This is a genomic window from Pseudomonas putida, from assembly GCF_004357765.1.
Lineage (GTDB): Bacteria > Pseudomonadota > Gammaproteobacteria > Pseudomonadales > Pseudomonadaceae > Aquipseudomonas > Aquipseudomonas putida_U.
In genome coordinates, this window is record NZ_SMTE01000008.1 from 164210 (window position 1) to 176816 (window position 12607).

Sequence of the window (12607 nt, forward strand, 5' to 3'; positions counted from 1 at the left end):
TCCCAGGCTATTGCTACAGAATTGTTACATCCGAGACACCGGCGCTCCGCTGGCGAATTGCAGAGACGCCAAACGTGCATACAGAGGACTGCGTTCGAGCAACTGTTGGTGATTGCCCACGGCGACCACCTTGCCCTTGTCGATGACCGCAATGCGATCGGCATGCTGCACGGTGGCCAGACGATGGGCGATCACCAGGGTGGTGCGGCCCGCCATCAAGCCCGGCAGCGCCTGCTGGATCAGATGCTCGCTCTGTGCATCGAGGGCGCTGGTGGCCTCGTCGAGAAGCAGGATCGGCGCATCCACCAGCAACGCCCGGGCAATCGCCAGGCGTTGGCGCTGGCCGCCCGACAGGCCGATACCGCCCTCGCCCAGTTGGGTCTGATAACCCAGAGGCATCTGCTGGATGAATTCGTCGGCGTGGGCGCTGCGCGCCGCGGCCTCGACCTCGGCCTGGCTGGCATCCGGCCGACCATAACGGATGTTGGCCTCGACGCTGCCGCGAAACAGCGCTGGATTCTGCGCCACGAGGGCGAACTGACCGCGCAGCTCGCTCGGCTGCAGGTCAGCGATGGGCAGGCCGTCAAGCAGGATGCGCCCCTGCTGGGGATCGTAGAATCGCAGCAGTAGGTCGAACAACGTCGATTTGCCGGCCCCGGACGGGCCTACCAGGGCCAGGGTCTGACCGGGTTCTATGACCAGGTCGAGGTGGTCGATAGCAGCGACCTTGGGCCGCGACGGGTAGGCGAAACAAACGCCCTCCAAGGCGATATGGCCCTTGGCACGTCGCACTGGCGTCGACACTTGGACCGAGGGCGGCAGGATCGCGCTGCGCGCTGCCAGCAGCTCGGCAATGCGCTCGGCAGCGCCGGCTGCACGCTGCAACTCGCCGATCACTTCGCTGAGGGTGCCGAAGGCGCTACCGACGATCAGGCTGTAGAACACGAAGGCCGCCAGTTCGCCACCGCTGATGCGCCCTGCGATGACGTCCATGCCGCCGACCCAGAGCATTGCCCCGACCGCTCCGAGCACCAGCACGATGACCAGGGTGATCAGCCAGGCACGTTGGGCAATGCGCCGACGCGCCACGTCGAACGCGGCCTCGACCGTGCCGGCGAACAGCGTGCGGTCGTGTTCCTGATGGTTGTAGGCCTGCACGGTCTTGATCTGGCCCAGGGTTTCGGCGACATAACTGCCAACATCGGCCACACGATCCTGACTTTGCCGAGACAGGCTGCGCACCCGCCGCCCGAACAGCAGGATCGGCGCCAGCACCAGTGGCAGCGCCACCACCACGATACTGGTGAGCTTGGGGTTGGTGACGAACAACAGCACCACGCCTCCGATCACCATCAGTGCGTTGCGCAGGAACATCGACAGCGACGAGCCGATCACCGACTGCAGCAAGGTCGTGTCGGCGGTCAGCCGCGACTGGATCTCGGAGCTGCGGTTGTCTTCGAAGAAGCCAGGGTGCAGGCCGATCAGGTGATCGAACACAGCCCGACGAATGTCGGCCACACAGCGCTCGCCGATCCACGACACCAGATAGAACCGACTGAAAGTGCCGATCGCCAGGGCCACAACCAACACCAGGAACAGGCCGATGGTCTGGTTGAGTTGGTGTGCCGAACGCGTCATGAAGCCCTGGTCGACCAGCAGGCGGATGCCCTGCCCCATGGACAAGGTGATACCAGCGGTGACCACCAGCGCCAACAAGGCCAGCAGCGCATGCCGGCGATAGGGACGGATGAACTGCCAGGCCAGTAGCAAGGCGCGCCGTTGACGCGGAGAAACGGGGTCGACCATGGAAGGCTCGCTGCGCGCGGGAAAGCCTCAAGCCTACCACTCATCCAGCCCCATGGAACTCCGGCGCAGGTGCCGACGTCGCAGCTATGACCGGAACACAGTCGGCGGGAGAGGTGCGGCGGTCTCTATAGCCTTTCGTTCTAATGGATCTATGGAGCTTTGCCACGGTTTCTGGTGGACTGTGTTTACCGTGACGGCCGACGGAGTTGTCACAGGCTGGTCACGGCGCAGGGTTACCCTGAGCTTGAACCTGATGAGGAGACAGGAAATGAGCTTGCAGCATAGCAGCGACACCCCCAAGCACCACACCCCGACGCAGCCTCAGGTATGCGGCTCGATCATTGATGCCGAAGGCCGCGAGGTGCCGATCACCGAGCAGATGATCCAGCAGGCCTGCAAGACCTTGGAAGAAAGCCGGGTCGAGAAAGCCAAAAAGGCCTGATACACGAATTCGTTGCGACCCGGCGCTTGCGCCGGGTTTTTATTGCCCTGGGAAAATGTCAGACAAGCTCAGCCCCCAGTGCACTGACCATTTGCGCCAGTTGCGGCGCCTCGCCTTGCAGGCGCACCTTCAACCCATCGATCTCGCGCCGTTGCGGGTAGTGCTTGCGCAGCAGGTCGAACGCCGCGCGCTGCTCGGCCACGTCTTCGCTCAGACTGCGGCGCAAATCGGCGTCGTCACGGCGCGGGTCGTACACCGCGCGACACAGCGTGGCCAAGGCCCAAGCCGGGTCGGCACTGGCTGCGAACTCGAGTTGCGCCAGCGGCGCCTTGGGCAGCAGGTCGCTCAGGTGCACCTGCTCGGACTGGCCGAGGAAGCGACACAGAGCCTGGTAGATCTGCGCTGTACCGCGCTGGCGGCCATCGAGGCTGTAGCCGGCGATGTGCGGGGTGGCCAGGGTGCACAGGTCGGCCAGTTGCAGGTCGACCTGCGGTTCGCCCTCCCATACGTCGAGCACTGCATGCACGTCTTCGCGATCGAGCAGTAACTCGCGCAGGGCCTGGTTGTCGACCACCGGCCCGCGACTGGCATTGATCAACCAGGTACCCGGACGCAAGGCAGCGAGCTGGGATTGGCCCAACAGGTGCCAGGTCGGGTACTCACCCTCGCGCTGCAGCGGCGTGTGCAAGCTGATCACATCGCATCGTTCGAGGATGGTCGGCAAGTCGACGAATTCACCACCTTCGGCCGCGTGGCGCAACGGGTCGCATACCAGCACTTTCCAGCCCAGGCCATGCAGCACGCGCACCAGTCGACCGCCCACCTCTCCGGCGCCGACCACACCATATACCCGATCGCCCAGTGACACGCCATCGAGGTCGGCCAGGGTCAGCAAGCTGCCAAGCACATAATCCACCACACCACGGGCGTTGCAGCCTGGCGCACTGCTCCACTGGATGCCGGCTTCGGCGAAATAGCCAAGGTCCAGGTGATCGGTGCCGATGGTGCACGTGCCGACGAAGCGCACTTTGCTGCCTTGGAGCAGTTGCCGATTGACCTGGGTCACCGAGCGTACCAGCAGCACATCGGCGTCCTTGACGCAGCTGGCGTCGATGCTGCGTCCCGGGTAGCGGCGAATTTCGCCGAAACCTTGGAAGAAGGCATCGAGCAGCGGAATATTCTCGTCGGCAACTATCAGCATGGCGCTCTCCTGTCAGGGGAGCGCAGTGTAGGCGCTATGGGCGGGCTGTTCCAGCGTGGTTCAGTCGGCTTTCTTGCGGATCCAGTACAGGTAGGTCCCTGCTTCTTCCTGCTGACCGAGCAGCTCGTGGCCGAGGAAGTTGCAGAACTTGGGGATGTCGCGGCGGGTCGAGGGGTCGGTGGCGATCACTTTGAGCAAGCCGCCAGCGGCCAGGTCGCGGACGTGCTGGTGCAGCATCATCACCGGCTCCGGGCAGTTCAGGCCGGTGGCATCGAGGGTGGCATCGGGGGTGAGATCGGTCATGGGGGGCTCCGCGAAATATGTGCCATTGTCGCGCATTGTTTGGTGGGGACCAAGCGTGCGGCGCTACAAATCTACAGACAGCCCCCCACCTCAACGCGCTCTCAGATCCAACCGCCGCAGATGGCAAGTCACCTCTTCACGATCGTGATACAACTGCTTGCATGCGATCGAAACCTTCACCTTGCGTGCCTTGAACGTCGCCTCCATACGATCGAGCAAACGCCGCACCTCGGCATACCGCTGCTTCATCGGCAACTTCAGGTTGACCACCGCCTCACGACAGAGCCCCTCCCCCAGCCAGGTCTCGATCAACGAGGTGGTGCGCGCCGGCTTCTCGACGATGTCGCAGACCATCCAGTCGACCGGCTGCCGCGGCTGCCAGGTAAAACCATCGGCCATCAAGTGCTGAACCAGCCCGGTATCCATCAGGCTCTCGGCCATCGGACCATTGTCGATGGCGGTGACCAGCATGCCCCGGCGCACCAGTTGATAGGTCCAGCCGCCCGGCGATGCGCCGAGGTCGACACCGGTCATGTCGTCGTTCAGGCGCTGCTCCCACTGGTCCCGGGGTATGAACTGGTGCCAGGCCTCCTCGAGCTTCAAGGTCGACCGACTCGGCGCCTCGCGCGGAAACTTCAGACGCGGGATACCCATCGGCCAAAGCGCGCTGTTGCCCGCCTCGGCCTGGCCGACGAATACCCGCCGGCCACTGATGAACGTCAGCAACAGGCGCGGACCCTGGGCTTGCTCGCGCAAACGGCCGGCTTTTTCCAAGGCCTTGCGCAACGGCACTTCGAACTTGCGGCAGAAAGTCGAGAGTTCCTTGCCCTCATTGCTGTCGAGCACCTCCAGCCAGACACTGGCGAACACCGGCGAGCCGGCCAGGTGATCGAGCAAGACACTGATACGGTCGCTCTCAGGCAATTCGACGAAGGTCCCCCGGGCCCACTGGCGCGGGAAGATCAACTGGGCGAAACGCAGCGCCTGCATCAGCCGTTCGGCACCCTCGGCCTCGGCGCAGACGAATTCGGCACAGGCACTCTGCGGCTTGCCCTTGGCATAACCGGCAATGCCCAGATGGGCGGCGTGCTCGCTGATCTCGGCGCAGACCTCGCCCTCGAAACCGGGCCGGCAATGCATGAACAGGGTATTCATCTCTTTCTCCACATCGGCGGGCGCACCACAGGCGCCGGCAGGGCGGCGATGATAAAGGAAGTTCGGAACCTGGGACATGCCCCACCGGTCCAGAAAAGGGTCAGGTCAGACAATCCAGTCTAACCTGAGCCTTTAGCTAGGTCCGTACCGTGCGGGCCGAAACAGAGCGGTGACATCGGTAGCGCACAGGCGTTGCCGGGCACCGGCGCAGAAGGAGTTGGCAATGCCCTCGCTCGATAGCCTGAATACCCTCAAGACCCTCCAGGTCGCTGACCGCACCTACCATTACTACAGCCTCGCGGAAGCCGCCCGGCAACTGGGTGATCTGCAACACCTGCCCAAGTCGCTCAAGGTACTACTGGAAAACCTGTTGCGCTGGGAGGACGGCAAGACCGTCAACGGCGACGACCTGCGCGCACTGGCCCAGTGGCTGCAAGCGCGCCGCTCCGACCGCGAGATCCAGTACCGTCCGGCACGGGTACTGATGCAAGATTTCACCGGCGTACCTGCGGTGGTCGATCTGGCCGCCATGCGCGCGGCCATGGCCAAGGCCGGCGGAGATCCGCAGCGGATCAATCCCCTGTCACCGGTGGACCTGGTGATCGACCACTCGGTGATGGTCGACCGCTACGCCACGCCCCAGGCGTTCAGCCAGAACGTCGATATCGAAATGCAACGCAACGGCGAGCGCTACGCCTTCCTGCGCTGGGGCCAGAGCGCCTTCGACAACTTCCGCGTGGTACCACCGGGCACCGGCATCTGCCACCAGGTCAACCTCGAGTACCTAGGCCGCACGGTGTGGACTCGGGAGGAGGACGGTCGCACCTTCGCCTACCCAGACACGCTGGTCGGCACCGATTCGCACACCACCATGATCAACGGCCTCGGCGTGCTCGGCTGGGGCGTCGGCGGCATCGAAGCGGAGGCGGCCATGCTCGGCCAGCCGGTATCGATGCTGATCCCCGAGGTGATCGGCTTCAAGCTCAGCGGCAAACTGCGCGAAGGCATCACCGCCACCGATCTGGTGTTGACCGTGACGCAGATGCTGCGCAAGAAAGGCGTAGTGGGCAAATTCGTCGAGTTCTATGGCGACGGCCTTGCCGACCTGCCCCTGGCAGACCGCGCCACCTTGGCCAACATGGCACCGGAATACGGCGCGACCTGTGGCTTCTTCCCGGTCGACGAGGTCACCCTCGACTACCTGCGTCTGTCTGGTCGGCCGACGGCTACCGTGGAACTGGTCGAGCAATACTGCAAGGCTCAGGGCCTGTGGCGCGAACCTGGCCAGGAGCCGGCTTTCACCGACACCCTGGCCCTGGACATGAACACGGTCGAGGCCAGCCTGGCCGGGCCCAAACGCCCCCAGGACCGCGTCGCCCTGGGCCAGGTCAGCCAAGCCTTCGAGCAATTCATCGAACTGCAGCCCAAGCCCCTGGCCAAAGAAGGCGGACGCCTGGAAAGCGAGGGAGGGGGCGGTGTTGCCGTAGGCAATGCCGACCAGACCGAAGGCGTCGACTACCTCCATAACGGGCAGACCCACCGCCTGCAGGATGGCGCCGTGGTCATCGCCGCCATCACTTCCTGCACCAACACCTCCAACCCCAGCGTGATGATGGCAGCCGGCTTGGTGGCGAAGAAGGCCCTGGAGAAAGGCCTGCAACGCAAGCCCTGGGTCAAGAGCTCGCTAGCGCCGGGCTCCAAGGTGGTCACCGACTACTTCAAGGCCACTGGGCTCACCCCTTACCTCGACCAGCTCGGTTTCGACCTGGTCGGTTATGGCTGCACGACCTGCATCGGTAACTCCGGGCCGTTGGACGAGGCCATCGAGACGGCGATCAGCAGCGCCGACCTCACCGTGGCCTCCGTTCTGTCGGGCAACCGCAACTTCGAGGGCCGCGTGCACCCGTTGGTGAAAACCAACTGGCTGGCCTCCCCGCCCCTGGTGGTGGCCTACGCCTTGGCCGGCAGTGTGCGGGTCAAGCTCGACAGCGAACCGCTCGGCACCGGCAAGGATGGCCAGCCGGTGTACCTGCGCGACATCTGGCCCAGCCAGCAAGAGATCGCCGATGCCGTGGCCAAGGTCGACACCGCGATGTTCCACAAGGAATACGCCGAAGTGTTCGCCGGCGACGCCCAGTGGCAAGCCATCCAGGTGCCGCAGGCAGCCACCTATGCCTGGCAGGACGACTCGACCTACATCCAGCATCCGCCGTTCTTCGAGGATATCGCTGGCGCCCCGGCGCCGATCCGCGACATCGAGGGGGCACGCATCCTGGCCTTGTTGGGCGACTCGGTGACCACCGACCATATCTCGCCGGCCGGCAACATCAAGGCCGACAGTCCGGCTGGCCGCTATCTGCGAGCCAAGGGCGTAGAGCCACGGGACTTCAACTCCTATGGCTCACGGCGAGGCAATCACGAGGTGATGATGCGCGGCACCTTCGCCAACATCCGCATCCGCAACGAAATGCTCGCCGGACAGGAAGGCGGTAACACCATCCACGTGCCCAGTGGCGAGACCCTGTCGATCTTCGACGCCGCCATGCGCTACCAGCAGGAGGGCACGCCACTGGTGGTGATCGCCGGGCAGGAGTACGGCACCGGCTCCAGCCGCGACTGGGCAGCCAAGGGCACCAATCTGTTGGGCGTCAAGGCCGTCCTTGCAGAGAGCTTCGAACGTATCCATCGCTCCAACCTGGTGGGCATGGGCGTGTTGCCGCTGCAATTCAAGGGAGGCCATGACCGCAAGCAGTTGGGTCTGACCGGCAAGGAGAAGATCGACGTGCTGGGGCTCACTGCCGGGCAACTGCGTCCGGGCATGAGCCTGCCGCTGCGCATCACTCGCGAGGACGGGCAGCAGCAGGACATCGAGGTCCTCTGCCGCATCGATACGTTGAACGAGGTCGAATACTTCAAGGCTGGTGGCATTCTTCATTACGTGTTGCGCCAGTTGATCGCAGGTTAGGCCCGTACCTGGGGGATCGGGTTTACCCGTTCCCCCAGGATATGCACCCTCCACTGGCGAAATGATTCTGCTGCCAGAGCAAATCTCCCCTCAATAAACTGCCGGGCCGGCCGATACCCCTCCAAAGCCCCGCGGACATTTCTCGCCATGCGCAACAACCAGCCGATTACCAATAGGGAACGGACTTTCCCAGCCCAGCAGCGGTTGATTTCGACCACCAACGCCAAGGGCATGATCACCTACTGCAATGATGCCTTCATCGAGATCAGCGGCTTCACCCGCGACGAGCTCACCGGTGCGCCGCACAACCTGGTGCGCCACCCGGACGTCCCGGCGGCGGTGTTCGCCCACATGTGGCAGACGCTCAAGCAAGGCCTGCCGTGGATGGGCATCGTCAAGAACCGTTGCAAGTCCGGTGACCACTACTGGGTCAACGCCTATGTCACGCCGATCTTCGACAACAACCAAGTGGTTGGCTACGAATCGGTGCGCATCAAGCCCAGCGCCGAGCAGGTCCGTCGCGCCGAGGCCCTCTACCTGCGCCTGAACCAGGGCAAACCAGCCATCCCCCGGCGCGACAAATGGCTGCCCGTGGTGCAGGACTGGCTGCCGTTCATCCTGGTCAGCCAGGTGGGCTTCCTGGTCGGCAACTGGCTCGGTCACTCCTGGGGCTTCGCCCTGGCTGCCGGCCTGTCGGTGCCGCTCGGCCTGCTCGGCATGACCTGGCAGCAGCGTGGCCTCAAGCGCTTGCTGCGCCTGGCCGAGCAGACCACCTCCGACCCGCTGATCGCACAGATGTACACCGACAGTCGTGGTGTGCAGGCGCGCCTGGAAATGGCCATGCTCAGTCAGGATGCGCGCATGAAGACCTGCCTGACGCGCCTGCAGGACAGTGCCGAGCACCTCAGCGAACAAGCGCGTCAGTCCGATGTCCTGGCGCACAAGAGCTCGTCCGGCCTGGAGCGCCAGCGGGTGGAAACCGAACAGGTCGCCGCCGCCGTCAATCAGATGGCCGCCACCAGCCAGGAGGTGGCCAACCATGTGCAACGCGCAGCCGATGCCACCCAGGAGGCCAATCGTCTGACCAGCGAAGGACGGCAGATCGCCGGGGAAACCCGCGAAGCGATCGAGCGCCTGTCGGCAGCAGTCGGCGAGACCGGCGAAACCGTCACCCAGTTGGCCAAGGACAGCGACGAGATCGGCGGCGTGGTCGACGTGATCAAGGGCATCGCCGACCAGACCAACCTGCTGGCGCTCAATGCTGCCATCGAAGCGGCGCGCGCCGGCGAGATGGGCCGCGGCTTCGCCGTGGTGGCCGACGAAGTGCGTCAGCTGGCGCAACGCACCGCCGAATCCACCGGGCAGATCCACGGCTTGATCGCCAAGTTGCAACAGACCGCGAACAACGCCGTGCTGACCATGGAAACCGGCCACAAACAAGCTCAGGAAGGCGTCAGCCGGGTCATGCAGGCGGACGATGCGTTGGTGGGTATCAGTGAGGCGGTGGCCAATATCACCGACATGGCCACGCAGATCGCCGCGGCCGCCGAGCAGCAGACCTCGGTGGCGGACGAGATCAGCCGCAACATCAGCACGATTGCCGAATTGGCCGACCAGACCGCCGAGCAGGCGCAACACTCGGCGCAGTTGAGCGAAGAGCTGAGCACCACCGCCGGAGGCCAGTACTCGCTGGTTGAACGCTTCAACCGCTGACCCCCAAGTCCGGCACGCCGTCTCCCTGCAGGGGCCGGCGTGCGGCGCCCTTCGCCTAACTACCAGTCAAGGTTCAGCCGGCTCTCGAAGGAGCGAGCTTCGCCCGTCAACGGGTCCTCGAAGCTCAAACGCTGGGCCAGCAACTTCAATGGCTTCTGGTAATCGTCTTCTTCATTGACCAGTTGCGGATAGAACGGATCGTTGCAGATCGCCGCCCCCAAGGCCGCCATGTGTACTCGCAACTGGTGGGTCTTGCCGGTGACCGGCGACAACCCATAGCGCCACAGGTCACCGTTCTTTTCCAGCACCTCGGCGAGGGTTTCGCTGTTGTCGGCGCCGGCGACCTCGTGCATGCGAAAGAACGGCTCGCCATGTACCAGACGGCTGCGGTGCACCAGGGGAAAAGCATGCTGCGGCAGCGCTGCGGCGATGGCCTGGTAACGCTTGTCGATGCGCCGCTCGGGAAACAGACGCTGATAGGCACTGCGTGACTGCGGGTTGGCAGAGAACAGCACCAGCCCTGCGGTGTGTCGGTCGATGCGGTGCAGGGGCACCAGGTGAGGATTGTCCAGACGCCGGATCAGACGACGCAGCAAGGTGTGCTCGACATATTCACCGGTGGGTGTCACCGGCAGGAAATGCGGTTTGTCCGCTACCACCAGATGATCATCCATGTACAGGATCTGCTCCTGCACCGGGATCGGCTTCTCGTTGAGCACTTCGCGGAAGTAATGCAGGCGCATGCCTCGTCGATACGGCAGGTTGGCGGCCACCGGGCGGCCCTCGGCGTCCAGCACCCGCCCCCGGGCGAAACGGTCCTGCCATTGCCCACGGTCGATCGCCTTGAAGTGGTCGCACAGGCAATCGAGCACCGTCGCCCAGTGGCCAGGTGGCAGGCAAACGGTGCTGGCTTGCTGGCGGGCGGGGTCGAAAGGCGTGGTCATGGCAGGGCTCGGCAATCAGGGAGCGGTATTATCCCCTACAGCAGCCCACCTCAACCAGCCTGGGCTGGCGCCGGGTGCTGAGCCTCGCAGTGCGCCTTGAGCCAGCGCAGTACCTGCACTGCCTCCCAGCGACCCGGGTCGTACAGGGCATATACCAGCCCTTCGTAGCCCACCACATCCAGCCCGCGGTGGTAGCCGGCACGCTGGAACAGGGCCTCGATCTCGGCAAAACAGGTGTTGAAATGCACCTTGCCAAACGGCGTGCGGTCATCCGTCACCAGGCCTTCGAGGCGCAACTCCAGGACGGCGTCGAGCACTCGCTCCACGGGCAGCTGGTTGACGCTGTACTTGAGTTGCTCGACATTGAGCATGAGTTCATCCCGATACTGTATTTATATACAGGATACGGACTTGTTCACGCCCACGTCAATTCACCCCCAGGAACGCCACCACCTGTTCGGCATCGAACGGCCATAGCAATTCGGCGCCGGTATCGCAGCGGCGCAGTACCGGAATGATGAGGCCGTAGCGCTCGACCATCCTCTCGTCATCGGCGATATCGACCAGCTCGACGAGCAGTCCATGGTCGACCAAAGGCATCAGCAGCGCCTCGGCCACTTCGCACAGGTGGCACCCAAGGGTGCCGAACAGTTGGCATTCAGGGAGCATGGTCAGGTCCAGGTTGGCCAGTGCAAGTGCCTATTCTAGGCCGCTACCGCCAGCCATGCACCCGCCCTGCTCAATCCTGGCTGGTGGCACCGATGCGGTGCAGCGACAGGTCCGCACCCTGGAACTCCTGCTCATGGCTCAGTCGCAGTCCGTGGACCGCGCGCAATGCACCATACACGGCAAAGCCTCCGACCAAGGCCACCAGCACACCCGCCAGGCTGCCCAGCAGTTGGCTGGCCAGGCTGACACCGCCCATGCCGCCGAGCGCCGTCTGGCCGAATACGCCGCAGGCGATCCCGCCCCATACGCCGCACAGGCCGTGCAGCGGCCACACACCGAGCACATCGTCGATCTTCCAACGGTTCTGCGCCGCCGTGAACGCCCAGACGAACAAGGCGCCGGCCACCAGTCCGGTGGCCAGTGCTCCGATCGGGTGCATGAGGTCCGAGCCTGCGCAGATCGCCACCAACCCCGCCAGCGGCCCGTTGTGCAGGAAGCCAGGGTCGTTGCGCCCGGCCAGCAATGCCGACAGCGTGCCACCGACCATTGCCAGCAGCGAGTTGATCGCCACCAGGCCACTGACGCCCTTCAAGGTCTGGGCGCTCATCACGTTGAAGCCGAACCAGCCGATGATCAGAATCCACGAGCCCAACGCCAGAAACGGAATGCTCGACGGCGCGAAGGCCACCAGGCGTCCTTCACGATAACGCCCACGTCGAGCGCCCAGCAGCACCACGGCGGCCAAGGCCAGCCAGCCGCCCATGGCATGGACCACCACCGACCCGGCGAAATCGTGGAACGGTGCGCCGAAGCGTGCCTGGAGCCAGGCTTGCAGCCCCAGGTTGCCATTCCACACGATGCCTTCGAAGAACGGATAGACGAAGGCTACGATCAATGCCGTGGCGCACAGCTGGGGCGCGAACCGCGCACGCTCGGCGATACCACCGGAAATGATGGCCGGGATCGCCGCGGCGAAGGTCAGCAGGAAGAAGCACTTGACCAGCGCATAGCCATGGTCGGCGGCCAGTTGCGGCGCCGGCTGGAGGAAGTTGACGCCGTAGGCGACCCAGTAGCCGATGAAAAAATAAACCAGGGCCGAGATGGCAAAGTCGCTGAGGATCTTCGATAGTGCATTGACCTGGTTCTTGTGACGCACGGTGCCGACTTCGAGAAACGCGAAGCCGGCATGCATGGCAAGCACCAGAATGGCGCCCATGAGGATGAAAAGCGTATTGGAGCCGTGGACCAGTGAGTCCATCGCGCTGTGCATATGTTCCATGACGTAGGCAGACCTGCAAAAAAGCACCAGGACAGTTCAAGAACCTACGTCCATGCACCTGTTTGGTGCCAGGCTTGTTGCGCGACTCGACGAAATCGGCAAGGCCTGCGTGGTTTTACTTGGGTTTGTC

General features: G+C 64.0%; 11 protein-coding genes. 3 read left to right on the top strand and 8 right to left on the bottom strand.

Annotation, left to right across the window (positions count from 1 at the left end; translation table 11 throughout):
* Positions 1-24: 24 nt before the first annotated feature.
* Positions 25-1806, bottom strand: a complete 1782-nt coding sequence (locus E2H86_RS13850) for an ABC transporter transmembrane domain-containing protein (RefSeq protein ID WP_133328665.1) — start codon at positions 1804-1806, stop codon at positions 25-27.
* A 268-nt stretch (positions 1807-2074) separates the two neighbouring features.
* Here E2H86_RS13850 and E2H86_RS25985 point away from each other — a divergent pair, with 268 nt between their 5' ends.
* Positions 2075-2248, top strand: a complete 174-nt coding sequence (locus E2H86_RS25985; protein WP_165976069.1) for a PA1571 family protein — start codon at positions 2075-2077, stop codon at positions 2246-2248.
* 58 nt (positions 2249-2306) lie between these two features.
* On the opposite strand, the gene pdxB is transcribed toward E2H86_RS25985, so the two are convergent.
* The 3 genes from pdxB to rlmM all read right to left on the bottom strand — a co-directional run bounded on the left by pdxB (position 2307) and on the right by rlmM (position 4907).
* Entirely contained in the window at positions 2307-3449 is a 1143-nt protein-coding gene (pdxB, locus tag E2H86_RS13855) for a 4-phosphoerythronate dehydrogenase PdxB (protein WP_133328667.1), read from the bottom strand.
* Positions 3450-3509: 60 nt separating this feature from the next.
* Positions 3510-3752, bottom strand: a complete 243-nt coding sequence (gene tusA, locus E2H86_RS13860) for a sulfurtransferase TusA (RefSeq protein WP_133328669.1) — start codon at positions 3750-3752, stop codon at positions 3510-3512.
* Positions 3753-3842: 90 nt separating this feature from the next.
* Entirely contained in the window at positions 3843-4907 is a 1065-nt protein-coding gene (rlmM, locus tag E2H86_RS13865; RefSeq protein ID WP_133328930.1) for a 23S rRNA (cytidine(2498)-2'-O)-methyltransferase RlmM, read from the bottom strand.
* A 223-nt stretch (positions 4908-5130) separates the two neighbouring features.
* Between rlmM and acnA the strand changes: the two genes are divergently transcribed.
* Positions 5131-7872 carry an aconitate hydratase AcnA gene (gene acnA, locus E2H86_RS13870; protein WP_133328671.1) on the top strand — a complete coding sequence of 914 codons (2742 nt, stop codon included), beginning with the start codon at positions 5131-5133 and terminating at the stop codon, positions 7870-7872.
* A gap of 147 nt (positions 7873-8019) precedes the next feature.
* Positions 8020-9585 carry a methyl-accepting chemotaxis protein gene (locus E2H86_RS13875; RefSeq protein WP_133328673.1) on the top strand — a complete coding sequence of 522 codons (1566 nt, stop codon included), beginning with the start codon at positions 8020-8022 and terminating at the stop codon, positions 9583-9585.
* A gap of 59 nt (positions 9586-9644) precedes the next feature.
* On the opposite strand, the gene E2H86_RS13880 is transcribed toward E2H86_RS13875, so the two are convergent.
* The 4 genes from E2H86_RS13880 to E2H86_RS13895 all read right to left on the bottom strand — a co-directional run bounded on the left by E2H86_RS13880 (position 9645) and on the right by E2H86_RS13895 (position 12477).
* Positions 9645-10529: a pseudouridine synthase gene (locus tag E2H86_RS13880; RefSeq protein WP_133328675.1), complete on the bottom strand. Its 885-nt coding sequence runs from the start codon at positions 10527-10529 to the stop codon at positions 9645-9647.
* A 50-nt stretch (positions 10530-10579) separates the two neighbouring features.
* The gene (locus E2H86_RS13885) at positions 10580-10900 is read right to left on the bottom strand and encodes a transcriptional regulator (protein WP_133328677.1); all 321 of its coding nucleotides are present in this window, start codon (positions 10898-10900) and stop codon (positions 10580-10582) included.
* 55 nt (positions 10901-10955) lie between these two features.
* A complete protein-coding gene (locus E2H86_RS13890; RefSeq protein WP_133328679.1) occupies positions 10956-11198 on the bottom strand; it encodes a glutaredoxin family protein in 243 nt (80 codons plus the stop codon).
* 70 nt (positions 11199-11268) lie between these two features.
* Entirely contained in the window at positions 11269-12477 is a 1209-nt protein-coding gene (locus tag E2H86_RS13895; RefSeq protein WP_133328681.1) for an ammonium transporter, read from the bottom strand.
* Positions 12478-12607 lie beyond the last annotated feature (130 nt).